The 18,497-nt window shown below is 75.3% G+C and carries 22 protein-coding genes and 3 pseudogenes; 18 read left to right on the forward strand and 7 right to left on the reverse strand.

The genetic code is table 11. The features are described from left to right. Positions 1–18: 18 nt before the first annotated feature. Genes U6N30_RS00465 through U6N30_RS00475 form a run of 3 tightly spaced genes read left to right on the forward strand, consistent with a single transcriptional unit; the run spans position 19 to position 2,356 of the window. Positions 19–678 (forward strand): transglycosylase domain-containing protein, encoded by a 660-nt coding sequence (locus U6N30_RS00465; protein WP_324275703.1) that lies wholly within the window; start codon positions 19–21, stop codon positions 676–678. After that, on the forward strand, positions 663–1,211 hold the full coding sequence (locus U6N30_RS00470) for a penicillin-binding transpeptidase domain-containing protein (protein ID WP_324275704.1): 549 nt from the start codon (positions 663–665) through the stop codon (positions 1,209–1,211). Before U6N30_RS00465 ends, U6N30_RS00470 begins: the two co-directional genes overlap by 16 nt. After that, positions 1,190–2,356, forward strand: a complete 1,167-nt coding sequence (locus U6N30_RS00475) for a penicillin-binding transpeptidase domain-containing protein (protein ID WP_324275705.1) — start codon at positions 1,190–1,192, stop codon at positions 2,354–2,356. The genes U6N30_RS00470 and U6N30_RS00475 overlap by 22 nt, the downstream gene beginning before the upstream one ends. Before the next feature lie 191 nt (positions 2,357–2,547). On the opposite strand, the gene U6N30_RS00480 is transcribed toward U6N30_RS00475, so the two are convergent. Both U6N30_RS00480 and U6N30_RS00485 read right to left on the reverse strand, forming a co-directional pair. After that, positions 2,548–3,738 (reverse strand): alpha-hydroxy-acid oxidizing protein, encoded by a 1,191-nt coding sequence (locus U6N30_RS00480; protein WP_324278584.1) that lies wholly within the window; start codon positions 3,736–3,738, stop codon positions 2,548–2,550. Further along, positions 3,710–4,480: an alpha-hydroxy-acid oxidizing protein gene (locus U6N30_RS00485; protein ID WP_324275706.1), complete on the reverse strand. Its 771-nt coding sequence runs from the start codon at positions 4,478–4,480 to the stop codon at positions 3,710–3,712. The genes U6N30_RS00480 and U6N30_RS00485 overlap by 29 nt, the downstream gene beginning before the upstream one ends. A 404-nt stretch (positions 4,481–4,884) precedes the next feature. On the opposite strand from U6N30_RS00485, the gene U6N30_RS00490 reads away from it, so the two are divergent. The 15 genes and pseudogenes from U6N30_RS00490 to U6N30_RS00560 all read left to right on the forward strand — a co-directional run bounded on the left by U6N30_RS00490 (position 4,885) and on the right by U6N30_RS00560 (position 13,991). Next, positions 4,885–5,322 (forward strand): hypothetical protein, encoded by a 438-nt coding sequence (locus tag U6N30_RS00490; RefSeq protein ID WP_324275707.1) that lies wholly within the window; start codon positions 4,885–4,887, stop codon positions 5,320–5,322. Then, positions 5,319–5,684: a hypothetical protein gene (locus tag U6N30_RS00495; protein WP_324275708.1), complete on the forward strand. Its 366-nt coding sequence runs from the start codon at positions 5,319–5,321 to the stop codon at positions 5,682–5,684. Before U6N30_RS00490 ends, U6N30_RS00495 begins: the two co-directional genes overlap by 4 nt. Before the next feature lie 24 nt (positions 5,685–5,708). Further along, positions 5,709–6,209 carry a MarR family winged helix-turn-helix transcriptional regulator gene (locus tag U6N30_RS00500; protein WP_324275709.1) on the forward strand — a complete coding sequence of 167 codons (501 nt, stop codon included), beginning with the start codon at positions 5,709–5,711 and terminating at the stop codon, positions 6,207–6,209. 66 nt (positions 6,210–6,275) lie between these two features. Continuing rightward, a complete protein-coding gene (locus tag U6N30_RS00505) occupies positions 6,276–7,403 on the forward strand; it encodes a glycosyltransferase family 2 protein (RefSeq protein ID WP_324275710.1) in 1,128 nt (375 codons plus the stop codon). A 55-nt stretch (positions 7,404–7,458) separates the two neighbouring features. After that, on the forward strand, positions 7,459–7,773 hold the full coding sequence (locus U6N30_RS00510) for an HAD-IIIA family hydrolase (RefSeq protein WP_324275711.1): 315 nt from the start codon (positions 7,459–7,461) through the stop codon (positions 7,771–7,773). After that, on the forward strand, positions 7,767–8,300 hold the full coding sequence (locus tag U6N30_RS00515; RefSeq protein WP_324275712.1) for a glycosyltransferase family 9 protein: 534 nt from the start codon (positions 7,767–7,769) through the stop codon (positions 8,298–8,300). The genes U6N30_RS00510 and U6N30_RS00515 overlap by 7 nt, the downstream gene beginning before the upstream one ends. Positions 8,301–8,444: 144 nt before the next feature. Further along, positions 8,445–9,824, forward strand: a complete 1,380-nt coding sequence (locus U6N30_RS00520) for a glycosyltransferase family 9 protein (RefSeq protein ID WP_324278585.1) — start codon at positions 8,445–8,447, stop codon at positions 9,822–9,824. Positions 9,825–9,828: 4 nt separating this feature from the next. Then, positions 9,829–10,593 (forward strand): glycosyltransferase, encoded by a 765-nt coding sequence (locus tag U6N30_RS00525; protein ID WP_324275713.1) that lies wholly within the window; start codon positions 9,829–9,831, stop codon positions 10,591–10,593. Beyond that, a complete protein-coding gene (locus U6N30_RS00530) occupies positions 10,487–11,080 on the forward strand; it encodes a glycosyltransferase (protein ID WP_324278586.1) in 594 nt (197 codons plus the stop codon). Before U6N30_RS00525 ends, U6N30_RS00530 begins: the two co-directional genes overlap by 107 nt. Then, the gene (locus U6N30_RS00535) at positions 11,037–11,282 is read left to right on the forward strand and encodes a hypothetical protein (protein WP_324275714.1); all 246 of its coding nucleotides are present in this window, start codon (positions 11,037–11,039) and stop codon (positions 11,280–11,282) included. Before U6N30_RS00530 ends, U6N30_RS00535 begins: the two co-directional genes overlap by 44 nt. Positions 11,283–11,293: 11 nt before the next feature. Continuing rightward, positions 11,294–11,719, forward strand: a complete 426-nt coding sequence (locus U6N30_RS00540; RefSeq protein ID WP_324275715.1) for a D-sedoheptulose-7-phosphate isomerase — start codon at positions 11,294–11,296, stop codon at positions 11,717–11,719. Continuing rightward, a pseudogene (locus tag U6N30_RS00545) lies at positions 11,716–12,507 on the forward strand (PfkB family carbohydrate kinase); the annotation flags it as partial. The gene U6N30_RS00540 and the pseudogene U6N30_RS00545, both read left to right, overlap by 4 nt. 170 nt (positions 12,508–12,677) lie before the next feature. Then, positions 12,678–12,854 (forward strand): annotated as a pseudogene (locus U6N30_RS00550) (adenylyltransferase/cytidyltransferase family protein); the annotation flags it as partial. Between the two features lie 217 nt (positions 12,855–13,071). Continuing rightward, positions 13,072–13,632: pseudogene (locus U6N30_RS00555) on the forward strand (glycosyltransferase family 9 protein); the annotation flags it as partial. A 110-nt stretch (positions 13,633–13,742) separates the two neighbouring features. After that, complete coding sequence (locus U6N30_RS00560) at positions 13,743–13,991, forward strand: glycosyltransferase family 9 protein (RefSeq protein ID WP_324278587.1); 249 nt, start codon at positions 13,743–13,745, stop codon at positions 13,989–13,991. A 63-nt stretch (positions 13,992–14,054) separates the two neighbouring features. On the opposite strand, the gene U6N30_RS00565 is transcribed toward U6N30_RS00560, so the two are convergent. The 5 genes from U6N30_RS00565 to U6N30_RS00585 form a co-directional block, all read right to left on the reverse strand. Beyond that, positions 14,055–14,855: a vWA domain-containing protein gene (locus U6N30_RS00565; protein ID WP_324275716.1), complete on the reverse strand. Its 801-nt coding sequence runs from the start codon at positions 14,853–14,855 to the stop codon at positions 14,055–14,057. After that, entirely contained in the window at positions 14,840–15,688 is an 849-nt protein-coding gene (locus U6N30_RS00570) for a substrate-binding domain-containing protein (RefSeq protein ID WP_324275717.1), read from the reverse strand. Before U6N30_RS00570 ends, U6N30_RS00565 begins: the two co-directional genes overlap by 16 nt. Positions 15,689–15,785: 97 nt before the next feature. Further along, positions 15,786–16,487 (reverse strand): NAD-dependent epimerase/dehydratase family protein, encoded by a 702-nt coding sequence (locus tag U6N30_RS00575; RefSeq protein ID WP_324275718.1) that lies wholly within the window; start codon positions 16,485–16,487, stop codon positions 15,786–15,788. Between the two features lie 2 nt (positions 16,488–16,489). Next, positions 16,490–16,780 carry an NAD-dependent epimerase/dehydratase family protein gene (locus U6N30_RS00580; RefSeq protein WP_324275719.1) on the reverse strand — a complete coding sequence of 97 codons (291 nt, stop codon included), beginning with the start codon at positions 16,778–16,780 and terminating at the stop codon, positions 16,490–16,492. A 286-nt stretch (positions 16,781–17,066) separates the two neighbouring features. After that, positions 17,067–18,422 (reverse strand): ABC transporter substrate-binding protein, encoded by a 1,356-nt coding sequence (locus U6N30_RS00585; RefSeq protein WP_324275720.1) that lies wholly within the window; start codon positions 18,420–18,422, stop codon positions 17,067–17,069. Positions 18,423–18,497: the final 75 nt, after the last annotated feature.

The following is an 18,497-nucleotide window of genomic DNA, read 5'->3' on the forward strand; positions in this document are numbered from 1 at the left end:
GAACGCAACCGGACGGTCGTGCCCGGCGAGGCCATCGCGCCGGTGATGAAAGACGCGCTCGTCGCCATCGAGGACGCCCGCTTCTTCGACCACGAGGGTGTCGACGGCAAGGGCCTCGGCCGCGCGCTGGTGCGCAACGTGGTCGCCGGCGAGGTCGTCGAGGGCGGGTCGACGCTGACCCAGCAGCTGGTCAAGCAGATCCGGCTGCAGACCGCGGACGCGACCGACGAGCGCGAGGCCGCGATCGAGCAGACGCTGGGCCGGAAGCTGCGCGAGGCGCAGATCGCGCTCGGGCTCGAGCGGAACTTCAGCAAGGACGAGATCCTCACCCGCTACCTCAACCGCGTGTACTTCGGGGCCGGCGCCTACGGCGTCCACGCCGCCGCCGAGACCTACTTCGACGTGACGCCGGATGCGCTGACCGTCGCGCAGGCCGCCACACTCGCCGGGCTGGTGCAGAGCCCGACGAGGTACGACCCGTTCGTCGCCCCGGACCGGGCGACCGAGCGCCGCGACGTCGTCATCGGGCGGATGCTGGAGCTCGGCATGGTCGACCAGGCGGCCGCCGACGAGGCCCGCCGTGCACCGGTGACGCTCACACCGGGGCAGGGCCCCCGCGGGGCTGCGCCGAGGCCACCGTCGGCGCGTTCTTCTGCGACTACGTGCTCAGCCACCTGACCGGCACCCTCGGGTTGACCACGGGGCAGCTCGAGGGTGCGGGCCTGACCGTCGAGACGACGCTCGACCCCGCCATGCAGCGGGCCGGCGACGCCGCCGTGCTGAACACCCTGGCCATCGGCGACCCGCGGGCCGGCATCTACACGGCGATCGAGCCGGGCACCGGTCGGGTGCTGGCCATGTCGGTCAACCGGGTCTACGGGCTCGACGAGACCGACCCCGCGCAGACGACGGTGAACCTCAACCTGGCCGCCGGGCAGGGCGCGGGGTCGACGTACAAGGTGTTCACGGCCGCCGCCGCGATGGAGGCGGGGTTCGGCCTGCGGCACGAGCTCACCACGTCCGATCCCTACGTCTCGACGGTCTACCGGGACGGCGACGGGTTCTACGACGTGCAGAACGCCGGCCGCTACCCGCGCACGCTGGACATGGAGCGCGCGCTGTACATGTCCTCCAACACCTACTTCCTGGCGCTCGAGGACCAGCTCGGCAGCGTCGAGGGCCGGTCCGCATGGCCCAGCGCCTGGGCCTGACCTCCCTCGATCCCGTGGCCGACCGGATCGTGGCCGAGAACCGGGGCTCGTTCACCTTCGGCGCGGAGGCCACCAGCCCGCTGGCGCTGGCCAACTCCTACGCGACGCTGGCCGCCGGCGGCACGCACTGCGCGCCGACGCCGGTGCTGCGGGTCCTCGACCGGGACGGCGAGCCGATCCTCGACGGGAACGGCCACCCGGTGGGACAGGGCGCCGGATGCACCCCCGAGGTCGTCGCCCCGGGGATCGCGCACACCCTGACCCAGGCGCTGCGCAAGGACGTGGAGCCGGGCCACCCCGGCCAGACCGGAGCGCGCGCCTACATCCCGGGCCACCAGATCGCCGGCAAGACCGGGACGACGCAGGACAACTACTCGATCGCGTTCGTCGGATACACCCCGCAGATCGCCGCCAGCGTGATGGTGTACGACCCGGTCGCCAACCGGGACGTGGGCGGCTTCGGTGGTGGCAAGGCCGCCGGCATCTGGCACGACGCCCTGGCTCCGGTGCTGGGCGCCCGCCCGGCCGTGCCCTTCCCGCCGGCGGACCCGCAGTACGTCGCCGGGGCCCTGCGCGTCATCCCGGCCGGCTGCGCCGGTGCCGGTGACGATCGCTGCCTCGGGCTCCTTGCGGGCGCCGGTCTGACCGGCACGGTGGTGCCGGTGGACAGCGGCCGCCGTCCGGGTGTCGTCCTGGGCCTCGATCCGGGCGCGGGGACGCCGATCCGCACGGACACAGCCGTCCGGGTGCTGGTCAGCAATGGCGCCAACTGGGCGCCGCCGCCTCCGCCGCCTCCGCCGCCTCCGCCGCCTCCGCCGCCGGCCCCCGAGCCGCCGCCGGCCCCCGAGCCGCCGCCGGAGCCCGCTCCGGAACCCGCGCCCGAGCCGACTCCGACGCCTGAACCCGAGCCCGTCCCGGAGCCGACGCCCGAGCCGGAGCCGGAGCCGGCACCCGAGCCGACGCCGGAACCTCAGCCGGAGCCGACGCCGTCTCCGGAACCGTCTCCGGAACCGTCTCCGGAACCTCAGCCGGAGCCCACTCCGGAACCGCAGCCGGAGCCCACGTCGTCTGCTGGACCGCCGCCCGCTGCCCGCGAATCCGCCGCGCCGAGTGCCCCGGCGCCCACGTCGGAACCGCCGGCCTGACGGGCGGGGAGTGTGTGGGGGCGGGAGGCCGGGCCTGACGGTCTGGCCGCGTTGGTCGGTCTATCCAGCAGTGGATAGCCACTCATTAGCCGGCTCTCCCGCCCCACGGACCACTGTGAGCCTGGTCATACCGACAGTCAACCCCCGCCCGGTGTGTCGTGCCCGGCGTGTCCCGGGCCCCGGCCCGCGGATCAGCGGCGCGTGGCGAGGAGAGCTCTGCGGGCCAGGAGCAGCCCGCCGATGACGACCCGGGCGGCTGGGTGGGCGAGTCGTCCGCGGGCGTCCCCGATCGCGGCGTTCCACTGCGGGTCGGCATAGGGCGGGTACGGATGGATGGCGCTCGTGAGGTCGGACGTCGAGAGCCCCTGGATCACGGCCAGGGTGAACTCGGCCAGCGCCTCACCGGCCCGCGGTCCGACGACCGTCGCGTCCCGGATCCGGTGGCGGCCGTCCACGACGAGCCGGCTGAAGATCGCGCGGCGGACGTGCGCCAGGACCCCTCGACGTCGACGCGCACCCCGTCGACGTCGAGGGGTCGGCGGCGCGAGCCTCGGCCGCGGCGTTCGCCGCCGCGAGCAGCGCCGTGGACGGGACGCATCCGGTCCACAGCCAGTCGCCGCCGAACCGGTCGGCTCCACGAGGAGCACCCGCGCGCCGAGCGAGGCCACGGTCTGCGCGCCGATCAGCCCCGCCGTGCCGGCTCCGACGACCAGGAGGTCCCAGCGACGGCGGCCGGCAGACGGGGGAGGCATGCCGCCGAGTCTCCCGGCCCACGCGGGGCACCTCCCGTCGTGCCCGACGTCGTCCCCGGTTCGCCGGCTCGGCACCCCGGCAGCGGACCGGGCCGGCTCAGCCGACGCGGCGGAGGATGTCGGGGAGAGCTGGTCGACGGCGGTGTGCCCGGTCAGGCCGAGGGTGAGGTCGAACTCGCCGACGACGTCGGAGATCACCTGCCGCACCCCGTCCTCGCCGGCCAGCGCGAGGCCCCACGCGAACGGCCGGCCGAGCAGCACCGCGGTCGCGCCGAGCGCCACGGCGGTGAAGACGTCGGCGCCGCTGCGGATCCCGCTGTCGAGCAGGACCGGCGCCCGGCCGGCGACCGCACCGAGCACCTCCGGCAGTGCGTCCAGCGCGGAGATCGAGCGGTCCACCTGCCGGCCGCCGTGGGTGCTGACGACCAGCCCGTCCACGCCCTCGTCGAGCGCGCGGCGCGCGTCGTCGGGGTGCAGCACGCCCTTGAGCAGGATCGGCAGCCGCGTCCTCGAGCGCAGCCAGGCGAGGTCGTCCCAGGTGATCGAGGGCCGGGAGTAGATGCCCAGGAAGGTCTCGACGGCGGCCCGGGGAGCGGGGACTTCAGGTTGTCCCGGAAGGAGCCGGGCCAGGCCTTGGCCATGCTGACCAGCGCCCGCACCGCCGCGGGGTGGGACGGGGCTGGGGCTCCTTCGGACCGCCGGCGGTGACCTTCTCCTCGACCAGTCGGCGGAACACCGGGTCGGAGGTGTACTGCGCGATGCCCTTGCCCAGCGCGAACGGCAGGTGCCCGAGGTCGAGGTCCCGGGGCCGCCAGCCCAGCATCGTGGTGTCCAGCGTGACGACCAGCGCGTCGCAGCCGGAGGCCTCGGCCCGGCCGACCAGGCTCTCCACCAGTTCGTCCGACGTCGACCAGTACAGCTGGAACCAGCGCGGCGCGTCGCCCATGGCCGCGGCGCACTGCTCCATCGAGTACGACGCCTGGTTGGAGAAGACCATCGGCACGCCGGTCGACGCCGCGGCGCGCGCCACCGCCAGGTCGGCCTCGTCGTGCACCAGTTCCAGCGCGCCGACCGGCCCCAGCAGCAGGGGCGCGGGGATGCGCCGGCCGAAGATCTCCACGGAGGTGTCCCGGCTGCTCACGTCGCGCAGCACCCGTGGGACGACGGCCCACCTGTCGAACGCCGCCCGGTTCGCCCGCTGCGTGCCCTCGTCGCCCGCGCCGCCCGCGACGTAGGCGTACGCCCGCGCGTTCAGCGCCTTCTTCGCCGCGTCCTGCAGCCTGCGGGCCGCCACGGGCACCCGCGGGAGATGGCCGTACACGCCGGCCCGGTAGACCTCGTTCTGCCGACGACGGCCCGCTGCTTCATCCACCCGGCCACCGTAGTGACCGGCATCTCAGGCCCGGGAGCGGACCCCGATGGCTCGACATCGTCGACACGCCGCGCGACACGCCCGACTGACCAGTAACGGGCTGGCAACGAAGCGTCACATCCGTCATCATTCCGAGCGAAACGCACCACGTAGTTGCGCCGCATGGGGAGCAGTATCAGAACCACCCGCGGGCTCGTCGCCGAACAGCGCGTGACGGCCCACCGTCGATCGGCCGGCCTGCTCACGAGTCTCGTGTTCCTCGTCCTGGGCGCCGCGCTGGCCACCGCCGGCCCGGCGGCCGCGCTCGACGACCCGACCCGCCCCGACGCCCGGGTGACGCACGGCCCGAGCTGCAAGCCCGGCGGCCTCGTCGTGCAGGTCGTCGCCGGAACGGCCCCTACGCCGTGCGGCTCTCGACCACCAGGACGCCGTCCGGCGAGGACGAGGCGCAGCTCCAGCCCGGCGGGAGCGTCGTCCTGCGCAGCGGCGACGTCGCCTGGGGCGAGACCATCGACGGGCGCCTCGAGTTTACCGCGGCCGACGGGTCGGGCTACGTCGACGAGCTCGTGGAGTACAGCTTCACCCGGCCGACCCAGGAGGACTGCGCCGCCGTCGCCCGGCCCACGACGCCGGAACCCGTGCCGCCGGCCAGCACGTCCCCGTCCGCCACGGCGACGGCCCCGCCACGCACCGGCGCGGAGGCCGGCGCGGGCCCGACGTCCGGGACGCCGTCCACCAGCCCGACCCGGACGACGCCCTCGCGGCCGTCGCGCTCGCCAGCCGTACCCGTGCCGGCGGAGGACCCCGAGCCCCCACCCGGGTCAGCCCCGGCGGGACGGTGACGCTCGAGGCGGCCGGCTTCCTGCCCGGCGAGCGGGTCACCATCGCGCTGCACGACGGCGGCGCCCTCCTCGGCACCGCGACCGCAGGCCCCGACGGCCAGGTGGAGGCCGAGATCCGGATCCCCGACGGCGCCGCCGCAGGGCGGACGACCGTCGACCTGGTCGGCGCGCGGTCCGCCGTGGTCGCCGACGTCGAACTGCAGGTCGCCGGGGCCGACAACGTGGTGGCCACCGACGGCTGGACCGAGCTCGTCCCGCTGAGCGCCGCCGCGCTCGCCCTCGTGGGCAGCGTGTCCGGGCTGGTCTCCGTCGCCGGCGGACGGCGAGGCGCACGCCGACACGCCGTGTTCGGGAGCGCCTGAGGCCGCCGTCGGCGACGATGGAGGGTGCCCCGGCCGGACGACGCGCTCGCCCGCGGTATCCCACGCGATGCCGGGGCCGTCCCCGGTGCGACGCCCCGCCCGGCCGAGACCTGGCTGCGTCTGGTGCAGGTGCACGACCGGATCACCCACCGCGTGGACTCCGCGCTGCACCGCCAGCACGGTCTGTCGCTCACCGCCTTCGAGGCGCTCCGCCGCGTGGCCGAGTCCCCGGGCGCACGGGCCAGCATGGGTCAGCTCGCCGAGGCGCTGGGCCTGTCCCGGGCCGGCGTCACCAGCACGGTGAACCGGCTGGTCGCCGACGGGCTGGTCCTGCGCGAGCGAGGTGGGACCGACCGACGGCTGCTGCACGCCCGCCTCACGCCGGCCGGCCGACAGCGCGTCGAGCAGGCGGCCGCCACGCACGACGACCTCGTCGCGCACCTGCTGAGCATGCTCGGGGACGACGCGCCGCTGGTCACCGATGCCCTGGCTCGGGTGTCGGCGGCGGCGCGCGGCCGGCGCTGACACCCTCGGGCAAAGCTTCAAGCCCGTAGTGTTTCTCCCGGAACACGATCGGGCACGAGGCGTCTCGTGCCGCCGGTGCTCCAGCGGAGCAGCGTCGTCGTCCCGACCATCGGTCGGCCCTCCCTCGACGTGCTCCTCGACGCTCTGGCCGCGGCCCCGGGGCCGCGGCCAGCTGAGCTGATCCTCGTCGACGACCGGCCCGCCGGTGCCCCGTTGCGGCCGGAGCGCCCCGGCCTGCCCGCGGTCCGTGTCGTCCGCACCGGCGGCGGGGGCCCGGCGTGCGCCCGCAACCTCGGCTGGCGCACCGCCGGCACCGAGTGGGTCGCCTTCCTCGACGACGACGTCGTCCCCGATCCCGACTGGTACGAGCGGCTGGCCGAGGACCTGGCGGCCCTGCCTGCCGACGTCGCCGGGAGCCAGGGCCGGGTGCGGGTGCCGCTGCCCGAGGACCGCCGTCCCACCGACTGGGAGCGCGGCACCGCGGGCCTGGCCACGAGCAGCTGGATCACCGCGGACCTCGCCTACCGCCGCGCCGCGCTGGCCGCGGTGGGCGGCTTCGACGAGCGCTTCCCCCGCGCCTTCCGCGAGGACTCCGACCTGGCGCTGCGGATCATGGACACCGGCGCGCGCCTGGTCCGCGGGCAGCGGTGGATCACCCACCCGGTGCGGCCGGCCGACCGGTGGATCAGCGTCCGCGTGCAGGCCGGCAACGCCGACGACGTCCTGATGCGCCGGCTGCACGGGCCGCACTGGCGGAACCGGGCCGACGCCGCGCTCGGCCGCCGCCCGCAGCACACCGCCGTCACCGCCGCCGCCCTGGCCGCCGTCGGGTTCGCCGTCGCCGGGAAGCCACGGGCCGCCACGTCCGCTGCAGCCGTCTGGCTCGCCGGGACGGCGGAGTTCGCGTGGGCCCGCATCGCGCCTGGCCCGCGCACCCGCGACGAGGTGGCCAGGATGGCCCTCACCAGCGCGCTGATCCCGGCGCTGGCGACCTGGCACTGGCTGCGCGGCGTCGTCCGGCACGTGGGGGTGCAGCGCTGGAAGGGGCTCCCCGACCTGGTGCTGTTCGACCGCGACGGCACGCTGGTGCACGACTTCCCTACAACGGCGACCCCGCCTGGGTACGTCCGGTGGACGGCGCGAAGGAGGCGCTGGACCGGCTGCGGGCGCGCGGGGTGCGGGTCGGCGTCGTGAGCAACCAGTCCGGCGTCGCGCGGGGCTGATCACCCGCGAGCAGGTCGACGCCTGCATGGCCCGGCTCGACGAGCTGCTGGGCCCGTTCGACACGCTGCAGTACTGCCCGCACGGCCCCGACGGCGGCTGCGACTGCCGCAAGCCGGCACCCGGCATGGTCAAGGCGGCCTGCGCCGAGCTGGACGTCGACCCGTCCCGCTGCGTGGTCGTCGGGGACATCGGGGCGGACGTCGACGCCGCGGCCGCGGCCGGGGCGGCCGGGATCATGGTGCCGACACCGGTGACCCGGAAGCCCGAGGTCGACGCGGCGCCGCACGTGGCGCCGACGCTGACCGCCGCCGTGGACGACGTCCTGGGCGGCACGTGGTGAGCCGCACCGTGCTCGTCGCCCGGCTCGACAATGCCGGCGACGTGCTGCTGCAGGGGCCGCTGGTCCGGGCGGTCGCCGCCGGAGCCGACCGGGTGGTGCTCCTCGCCGGCCCGGCGGGTGCCGAGGCCGCGGCCCTGCTGCCCGGGGTCGACGAGGTCTGGACCTGGCGGTGCCCGTGGATCCTCGGGAACCCGCCCCCGGTCGACGCCGATGACCTCGCGGAGCTGACCGACCGCGTCCGCGCGCTGGCGCCCGACGAGGCGGTCGTCTCCACCTCCTTCCACCAGTCGCCGCTGCCGCTGGCGCTGCTGCTGCGCACCGCCGGGGTGCCGCGCATCTCGGCGATCAGCGTCGACTACCCGGGCTCGCTGCTCGACGTCCGCCACCGGGTGGCCGACGACCTCCCCGAGCCGGAGCGGGCGCTGTCCCTGGCGCGGGCGGCCGGCTTCGACCTGCCCGAGGGGACGACGGCCGCCTCTCGGTCCGGCGGCCGCTCCCGCCGGCGCAGCACCGGCCGGGGGCCATGACCTGTCGCCGGGATACATCGTCCTGCACCCCGGGGCGTCCGTACCGGCGCGGGCCTGGCCGGCCGAGCGCTGCGCGGAGGCGGTCGGGGCGCTGACCGCCGCCGGGCACCGGGTGCTGGTGACCGGCGGCCCGGGGAGCGGGAGCTGACCGCCGCCGTCGCCGGCACGTCGGGCGCCGACCTCGGCGGGGCCACCACGCTGGCGCAGATGGCCGCGCTGCTCGACGGCGCAGCGGCCGTCGTCGTCGGCAACACCGGCCCGGCGCACCTGGCCGCCGCCGTCGGGACGCCGGTGGTGTCCCTGTTCGCCCCGGTCGTCCCGGCGCAGCGGTGGGCGCCCTACGGCGTGCCGACAGTGCTGCTCGGCGACCAGTCCGCCCCCTGCCGGAACACCCGGGCGCGCGAGTGCCCCGTGCCCGGCCACCCCTGCCTGACCTCGGTGACGGCGCACGACGTCGTCGCCGCGGTCGAGAAGCTCGTCACGGTCGAACAGCCGGCCGTCCTCCGCACCCCCGCCGTCTCCCGGGAGGCGGCGGTGACGATCCAGGGAGAACGTGAAGATCCTCGTCTGGCACGTGCACGGCTCCTGGACGACGGCGTTCGTCCAGGGCGACCACGAGTACCTGATCCCGGTGACCCCGGACCGGAACCCGGACGGCCTCGGCCGTGCCCGCACCTGGGACTGGCCGGTCTCTGCCCGCGAGGTGACCCCGAGGCGCTGCGCGGGGAGGAGGTCGACGTCGTCGTCCTGCAGCGGACCCGCGACCTCGACCTCGTGCGCGCCTGGCTGGGCCGCGAACCCGGCCGCGACCTGCCCGCCGTCTTCCTCGAGCACAACGCGCCCGGACTCGAGCCCGAGGACGGCCCGGTGCCGCACACCCGGCATCCGCTGGCCGACCGCGACGACATCCCGATCGCGCACGTCACCCACTTCAACCGGCTCTTCTACGACAACGGCCGCGCCCCGACGACGGTCATCGAGCACGGCATCGTCGACCCGGGGGAGCGGTACACCGGCGAGCTCGCGCGGGCCGCCGTCGTCGTCAACGAGCCGGTCCGCCGGGGCCGTACGGTCGGGGCCGACCTGCTGCCCGGGCTCGCGCAGGCCGCCCCGCTCGACGTCTTCGGCATGGGGCTGACCGGGCTGCACGAGCAGTACGGCCTGGACCCGGGGCGCGTGGAGCTGTTCGACGACCCGCCGCAGGCCGCCATGCACGCCGAGCTCGCCCGCCGCCGCGTCTACGTGCACCCGGTGCGCTGGACCTCCCTCGGGCTCTCGCTGCTGGAGGCAATGCACCTGGGCATGCCGGTCGTCGGGCTCGCCACCACCGAGGCCGTCGAGGCCGTGCCTTTTGAGGCGGGGTGCTGTCCACCCGCCCGGAGCGGCTGGCGGAGGCGGTCCGGCACTTCCTGCACGACGAGGACGCCGCCCGGCTGGCCGGCAAGGCGGCGCGTGCCGTCGCGCTGGAGCGGTACGGGCTTCCCCGGTTCCTCCGCGACTGGGATGCACTGCTCGAGGAGGTGACCCCATGAGGATCGACCTGGTCAGCGAGCACGCGAGCCCGCTGGCAGCCATCGGCGGGGTGGACGCCGGCGGGCAGAACGTGCACGTCGCCGCCCTGGCCGCCGGTCTCGCCGAGCGCGGGCGCGACGTCACCGTGCACACCCGCCGCGACGACGCCTCGCTCCCCGAGCGGGTGGTCACCCCGGACGGTTACGACGTCGTGCACGTGACCGCCGGCCCGCCCGAGGCGCTGCCCAAGGACGAGCTGCTCCAGCACATGCCGGCCTTCGCCCGGGTGCTCCGGCACGGGTGGGCGGCCGCGCGACCGGACGTCGTGCACGCGCACTTCTGGATGAGCGGCCTGGCGTCGGTGGAGGCCTCGGCCAGCCTGCTCTCACCGGTGCCGGTGCTGCAGACCTTCCACGCCCTCGGCTCGGTCAAGCGCCGGCACCAGGGCGACGCGGACACCTCGCCCGCCGAGCGGATCGACCTCGAGCGCGGGCTGTGCCGCGAGGTGAGCCACGTGGTGGCCACCTGCTCCGACGAGGTCTTCGAGCTCCGCCGGCTCGGCCTGCCCAGCGACCGCGTCTCGATCGTCCCGTGCGGCGTCGACACCGCGGTGTTCACCCCGCGCGGGCCGGTGGCCCCCGGGGGAGCGGAAGCGGCTGCTGGTCCTCGGCCGGCTGGTCGAGCGCAAGGGCCAGGACGACGCCGTGCGGGCCCTGCGCGCCGTCCCGGACGCCGAGCTGGTCGTGGTCGGCGGGCCGCCGACCGACGCGGTCGACGGTGATCCGGAGGTGCGCCGGCTGCGGGCGATCGCGGCGGAGGCGGGCGTCGGGGATCGGCTGGTGTTCGCCGGCTCGGTGGCCCGCGCCGACGTCCCGGCCTGGGTGCGCTCGGCCGACGTCGTCCTCGCCGTCCCCTGGTACGAGCCGTTCGGCATCACGCCGCTGGAGGCCATGGCCTGCGGCCGTCCCGTCGTCGCCACCGCCGTCGGCGGGCTGCAGGACTCCGTCGTCGACGGCGTCACCGGCGACCTCGTCCCCCGCGCGACCCGGCGCGGCTCGGCGAGGTCCTGGCCGCCCTGCTCGCCGACGACGAGCGCCGTGCGGCCTACGGCGCGGCCGGGGTGCGGCGCGCGCGCAGCCGTTACCGCTGGAGCCGCGTCGTCGCGGACACCGACACCGTCTACCGGCAGGTGCTCGCCCGCCGCTCTCCCGTGGAGGTCGCCCGATGAGCGTCACCCCGCACTCCTTCTTCGAGAACGTGGTGGCTGACGTGCCCGCCCCGGACACCTGCACGCACCTCACCGGCGCCGACCACGTGGCCTCGCTGACCGTCGCGCTGGGGTCGCTGAACTCGCAGCTGGAGGCGCTCGACCGGTGGGGACGCCGGCTGGCCGACGTGCTGTGCGGCGAGGCCCGTGGCCGCCTCCTGGCCGTCGGGAACGGGGGAGCGCCGCGCAGGCGCAGCACCTGACCGCCGAGCTGGTGGGCCGGTACCGCGCCGACCGGCCGCCGTTCTCCGCCATCTGCCTGACCGCGGAGACCTCGTCGCTGACCGCGATCGCGAACGACTACCCGGCCGACGAGCTGTTCGCCCGCCAGGTGGAGGCGCACGGGCGCCCCGGTGACGTGCTGGTCGTGCTGTCCACCTCGGGCCGGTCCCCGAACGCGGTGGCCGCCGCCCGGCGGGCCCGCGACTGCGGGATCACCGTCCTGGCGCTCACCGGGCCGGCGCCCAACCCGCTGGCCGCCGCGGCCGACGACGCCGTCTGCATCGACTCCCCGTGGACGGCGACGGTGCAGGAGTGCCATCTGGTGGCGCTGCACCTGGTGTGCGCCGCGTTCGACGCCGCCGTCCTCGCCGAGCCCTCGCGGGTGCCCAGCGGCCCGACGCTCGGCAGCGCGTCGTGACGGGGCCGCTGGTCGTCGTCGGTGACGCGCTGCTCGACGTCGACCTCGTCGGGACGGCGTCCCGGCTCTCCCCGGACGCGCCGGTGCCCGTCGTGGAGGACGTCGAGACCCGGGAGCGTCCCGGTGGTGCGGCCCTGGCTGCGGCGATCGCGGCGGCGGCGTCGGCGCGCGAGGTGGTGCTGGTCGCCCCGATCGACACCGACGACGGCGCGCGCCGCCTGCGCGCGCTGCTCGACGGACGGGTGCGGCTGCTGGCCATCCCGTCGAGCGGAGGAACCGCGGTCAAGCAGCGGGTGCGGGTCGGCGACCACTCCGTCGTCCGGCTGGACAGCGGTTCGCCGGTCGCGACGCTGGGTGCCCTGCCCGACGAGGCGGCTTCCGCGATCCGGGACGCCGCTGCCGTGCTGGTCGCCGACTACGGCCGGGGGACGACGGCGGCGCCCGACGTCCGCGCGGCCCTGGCCGCGGCCCGCGGACCGGTGGTCTGGGACCCGCACCCACGCGGCGCCGACCCGGTGCCGAACGCCCGGCTGGTGACGCCGAACGGCGCCGAGGCCGCCCGGGTGGCCTCCGGCGTGACCGGTCAGGGTCTGGCCGCCATCGGCGCGCGCGCCGAGGAGCTGATCCGGAGCTGGGGCGTGGGCGCGGTCGCGATCACGCTGGGCGCCCGGGGGCGCTGCTGTCCTACGGCGAGGGGGCACCGATGGTCGTACCGGCCGTCCCCGTCAGCGGGGGACCCCTGCGGCGCCGGCGACTCGTTCGCCGCCGCGGCCGCCCTCGCCCTGGCCGACGGCGCGGTGACCGGTGAGGCGGTGGCCGCGGCCGTGGCGGCGGCCTCGGCGTTCGTGGCGGGCGGGGAGCGTCGGCCTGGGACGCGGAGGCGCGCAGCGAGCCGGACGGCGCCGCCGCGACGTCGGTGGACGCGCTGCTCACCCGGGTGCGGGCGTCGGGCGGGACGGTGGTCGCCACCGGTGGCTGCTTCGACCTGCTGCACCCCGGCCACGTCGCCACGCTGCGGGCCGCCCGCGGCCTGGGCGACTGCCTGGTCGTGTGCATCAACTCCGACGATTCGGTGCGCCGGCTCAAGGGCCCTTGCCGGCCGCTGGTCACGGCATCCGACCGCGCGCGGGTGCTGGAGGCGCTGGAGTTCGTCGACGCCGTCGTCGTCTTCGAGGAGGACACCCCTCGACGGTGCTGGAGCGGCTGCGGCCCGATGTGTGGGCGAAGGGCGGCGACTACGCCGGCGCCGACCTCCCGGAGGCCGCGGTGCTGCGGACCTGGGGCGGCCAGGCCGTCGTCCTGCCCTACCTCGACGGGCACTCCACGACGTCGCTGGTCGCGCGATCCCGGGCATGAGCGGCCGGCCGGCTGCGGTGGTGCTGCGGCCGCTGGGGCTCGGCGACCTGCTCACCGGTGTGCCGGCCCTGCGGGCGATCCAGGCCGCGGTACCGGAGCACCGGCTGGTCCTGGCGACGACGACCGCGTTGCGCCCGCTGGCGGAGCTGGTCGACGTCGTCGACGAGGTGCTGCCGGCCCGGGAGCTGGAGCCGCTGGACTGGTCCGGACCGCCGCCGGAGCTCGCCGTCGACCTGCACGGCAAGGGCCCGGCGTCGCACGTGATCGTGGCCGACCTCCAGCCGGACCGGCTGCTCACGTTCGACAGCCCCGGCTACCCGGGCCCGACCTGGTACGCCGACGAGCACGAGGTGGTGCGCTGGTGCCGGCTGGTCTCCGAGGGCCTCGGCGTGACCGCCGACCCGGACGCGCTCGACCTCGCCGTCCCGCCCGTGCCGTCCACGGTGGCCGGAGCGTCCGTCGTGCACCCGGGCGCGGCCCATCCGGGACGGCGCTGGCCCCCGGACCGGTTCGTCGCCGTCGCCCGTCACCTCGCCGACGCCGGGCACGACGTGCGGATCACCGGTGGCCCGGCGGAGGTCGAGCTGGCACGCACGGTCGCGGCCGCCGCCGGGCTGGGGAGGAGGCGGTGCTGGCCGGCCGGACGTCGGCGCTGGAGCTCGCCGCGGTGGTCGCCGCCGCCCGCGTGGTGGTCTGCGGCGACACCGGGGTCGCGCACCTGGCCAGCGCCTACCGCCGTCCCTCGGTGGTGCTGTTCGGGCCGGTGTCGCCCGCGCTGTGGGGGCCGCCGGCGCGGCCGCAGCACGTCGTCCTCTGGCACGGGGACGGCAGCGGCGACCCGTGGGGTGCCGACCTGGACCCCGCACTCAGGCGGATCACCGTCGACGAGGTCATCGAGGCCCTGCCGACGAGGTGACCTCGGGTGCTTGTGCTCTGCCCCGCTGAGCGGGGCAGAGCACGAGCTTCCGGGGAGGTGCTGTCAGCCGCGCTGGCGGAGGGCGTCGAAGAGCACTGTCTGCAGGTCGGCCGGGTCCACCGCGGAGTAGGCCTCGCCGCCGGTCGCCTCGGCGATCTGCTCCAGCGCCGCCAGGTCGGCGTCCGGGCCCAGCGCGACGCCGATGACCTTGACCGGCCGCTCGGGGTTGGCCTCCGCCGCGAGCTGGATCAGCAGGTTCTCCAGCGTGATCCCACCCGCGTCGTCCTCGTTGGTGCCGTCGGTGAGCACGAGGACGCTGTTGACCGCGGTCGGGTCGTAGTCCTCGCGCGCCGCCCGCACCGCGGCCAGGGTGGTGTCGTACAGCCCCGTCCCGCCGGGGGTCAGCCGTCCCGGGATGCTGTCGAGCTGGCTGTCGAGGACGTCGCGCTGCGGCCGGCCCTCGGCGTCGGCGTCCAGTTCCCGGGTGGGGACCAGCTCGACCCAGTCCTGCCCGTTCTCGAGCTGGTAGGCGAACACCCACAGGCCGAGGGCGTAGTTGCCCGGCACGAGGGAGAGCGTCGCCTTGGCGGCGTCGCGGGCCAGGGTGGCGCGCGTCCCGCCACCGGCCGGCGCCTCCATGGACGTCGACACGTCGAAGACCGCGAGGATGCGGGACGGCAAGGCGAGGCTGGACAGCCGCCCGAGCAGCGTCTGGACGCCGGCCGGGTCGAGCTCGACCGCCGGCGGGGCGATCTGCTGGATCCCGGCGTCGGCGGCGTCGGCGGCGGCCGAGCCGTCGCGGTCGCGGAAACCCGCGTCGAGCGCGGCCGTGCGCGCGGTGTCCGACGTCAGCCGGCGCACCACCCCGTCGACGGCTGTGGCCGCATCCCCGGAGGGGAGCCGACCCGCATGATCGGGTAGTCCAGCGACGGGCTGCCCTCGGTGGGGTAGACGGCCACCAGCGAGGAGTTCTCGGTCTCCTGGTTGGAGGCGTACACCTCCTGCTCGCTCACCGGCACCAGCGGCGCGTCCACGCCGCCGTCCCGGCCGGCGGCCAGACCCTCGGCGGCCGAGATCGCCGGTCCGCGCTGGGCCGCGAGGACCGCCTGGACGACGGCGTTGTCGGCGTCCTCACCACCGCCGAGGGCGCCGCGGACGGCGCTGAGCGCGGCCAGCCCCTCGGCGCTGGTCGCGAGGTCGGGCACGGCGAGGGCCTGATCGCCGGCGAGGGCCTGGCCCCAGCCGGGTGCGGCCCCGGCCCAGCCCAGCGCCTCGACGGCCTCCCGGCTGGTCGCGAGCACCACGGGGGACGAGCCGACGGATCCCACCGCCTCCAGCGCTGCGTCGCCGGCGCGGGCGACCCACAGCGAGGAATCGGGCACCCAGAGGTCGGGCAGCGCCCCGTCCTCGAGCGCGGCCAGGTCCCCGACGGTCTGGAGGGGCTCCTGCGCGGTCACCTCCGCCACCGCGCACACGCCGCCGTCGAGCTCCACCGGCTCCGCGAGGAGCTCCTCGGCGACGGGCTCGAGCTCCGGGGCGACGGTGACCGCCACCGTCTCGCGGACCTCGCAGGCCTCCGAGCCCGACAGCCACCAGACCAGACCGCCGGCGATCAGCAGGACGACGATGCCGGCGGCGACGAGGAGGGGGAGGGGCGCCCTGCGGCGGGTGGCAGTGGGATCGGCGTGGCGGCCCATGCTCGCTCTCTGTGGTCGACTCGGGGGTGTGCGGCTCCCCCGAGCCCGCAACCGACAGCCTAGATGCCCCGGCAGCGAACTCCGCGTGTCGTTTCCCTCACCCGGCGCGAAGGGCGGTGCGCTCGCGCTGAGCGGCGAACCACTCCACGGTGCGCCGCAGACCCGACTCCGACGGCACCGTGGGCCGCCAGCCCAGCAGGGTCTCGGCGCGGGTGGTGTCGGGGCGGCGCACCTTCGGGTCGTCCACGGGCAGGTCGATGAACTCGATCGGTGACTCCGACCCGGTCAGCTCGGCGATCCAGCGGGCCAGCCGCAGCATCGACAGTTCATCGGGATTGCCGATGTTCACCGGGCCGGGGTGGCCGGAGAACGCCATCGCGAGGATGCCGCGGACGGTGTCGTCGACGTAGCAGATCGACCGGGTCTGGGAGCCGTCGCCGGCCACGGTCAGCGAGCGGCCGTCCAGCGCCTGGCCGACGAACGCCGGGATCGCGCGGCCGTCGTCGGCGCGCATCCGCGGCCCGTAGGTGTTGAAGATGCGCACGATCCCGGTGTCGGTGCCCTTCGACGTCCGGTAGGCGGTGGTGAGGGCCTCCCCGAACCGCTTGGCCTCGTCGTAGACGCCGCGCGGGCCGACCGGGTTGACGTTGCCCCAGTACTCCTCGCGCTGCGGGTGCTCCAGCGGGTCGCCGTAGACCTCGGAGGTGGAGGCGAGCACGTAGCGGGCGCCCTTCTCGTGGGCCAGTCCGAGCGTGTGCAGCGTGCCCACGCTGCCGACCTTCAGGGTCTCGATCGGCATCTTCAGGTAGTCGATCGGGCTGGCGGGGAGGCGAAGTGCAGCACCAGGTCCACCGGCCCGGGCACGTGCACGAAGTCGGTGACGTCGCAGCGGATCAGCCGGAAGCCCGGGTGCTCCATCAGGTGCACCACGTTCTCCGGGGAACCGGTGAGGAAGTTGTCGAGGCACACCACCTCGACGCCGCGGTCGAGCAGGTGCTCGCAGAGGTGCGAGCCCAGGAATCCGGCGCCGCCCGTGACGACCGCCCGCCGGATCGTCCGTGCCTCGCGCACGAAGCTCGGTTCCTGGATCATCGTCTGCTCCTCGGGGCCGCCTGGCTGCTTCTCGCGCCCTACCCGGCCGTCCGCCCTGCACACGTCCTGGCAGACCGGGAGTTGATCATCGGCTCCGTGCGCGCGACACCGGCTGACACGCCGCAGACGCAGACCCGGAGCCGATGATCAACTTCGGCGCGACACAGGAAGGCGACGGGCCGCCGGTCTCCCGAAGGAGACCGGCGGCCCTGGTGCCGTGCTGGAACGGCCGCCCTTCAGGGTCCCGCGCCGAGCGTGCGAGGCGTGGGGGAAGGGTGGTCCTTCGTCAGCCCTCGTAGGCCTCCTCGTCGGGGATGGCGTTCGTCGGCGGGGTGGCCGGCTCGCCGTCGAACTCCTCGATCGGGGCGTCACCGATGTCGGTCACCCGGACCGGCTGCACCTCCTCGGAGCCGTTGCCGACGATCCGCTCGATCGACATGCCACTGGTACCCATGTGGCTGTCCTCGGAGTAGCGGAACGGCGCGAACACCGGACCCTCCCACTCGCTGCCGACTGCCTCGATGGCCTCGACCAGACCGTCGCGGGTCGGGTTCTGGCCGGCGGCCTGCAGCGCCTGGGTGGTCGTGTAGGCCTGCGCCATGCCGTAGATGCGGTAGTTGCTGAGCTCGCCCTCGCCACCGCACTCGTCCCAGATCCGCTGGAACTCCTGGACCCAGGGGTTGTCGGTCTGGTCCACCGTCGGCAGGTAGCCGGTGGTCAGCGCGCCGTCGAGCAGGCTGGCGTCGCTCACCGCACCCTGGGAGAAGCGGTTCAGCAGCGAGCCGACCAGCGTGGGGTCAGAACCCACGTTGGAGTAGAACCACTGCTCCGGCTGGTAGCCGATCTGCAGCGCGGTCAGCTGCGACAGCGCCGTGTAGCTGGGCACGTTGAAGCCGACGACGAAGTCGGCACCGGCGGCCTGCAGCTCGGAGATCTGCGGGGCCACGTTGGTGTTGCCCGGGGTGTACCGCACCGCCGCGACGATCTGGTCGTCGATGTACTCGCGGATGCCGGCCTCGCCGTCCTCGCCGAAGTCGTCGTCCTGGAGGAAGAGACCGACCTGGGCGTCCGGGAACTCCTCGGCGATGTACTCGCCGATGATCTTCCCCTCGCTCATGTAGTCGGTCTGCCAGCCGAACGTGTACGGGTTGGCCTCCGGGTCGTCGCCCCACAGCAGCGAGCCGGACGCCACGAACAGGTCGGGCACGCCTTCGCTGTTCAGGAAGTCGAGGACGGCGCTGTGCGTGGGCGTGCCGAGGCCGCCCATGATCGCGAAGACCTCGTCCTCGAGCACGAGCTGGTTCACGACCTGGCTGGTCTGCGTGGGGTTGTAGGCGTCATCGCGGTAGACGAACTCGACCTCGCGGTCGTAGACCCCGCCCTCCTGGTTGAGGCAGTTGAAGTACGCCTCGACACCGGTGGGGATCTCGCTGTAGCCGGGGGCGGCCACACCGGTCAGCGGGTAGTGCGCGCCGAGCTTGATCGAGTTCTCGGTGATCCCGATGTCGGAGGCCTCGTTCTCGCCACCGCCACCGCCACCACCGCCCCCGTCGTCATCGCTGCCGCCGCCACAGGCGGCGACGGTGGACACGACGGTGGCTGCGGCCAGGAAGGACACGAGACGTCGGGAGGATCTGGACAACAGTTCTCCTCTGGTGCGGCCCGGGCGTCGGTGCCCGGGAGTCTGGGTTATCGGCAGGTGCGCTGAGTGGAGCGG

It is taken from the genome of Blastococcus brunescens (genome assembly GCF_035320885.1).
GTDB classification, from domain to species: domain Bacteria; phylum Actinomycetota; class Actinomycetes; order Mycobacteriales; family Geodermatophilaceae; genus Blastococcus_B; species Blastococcus_B brunescens.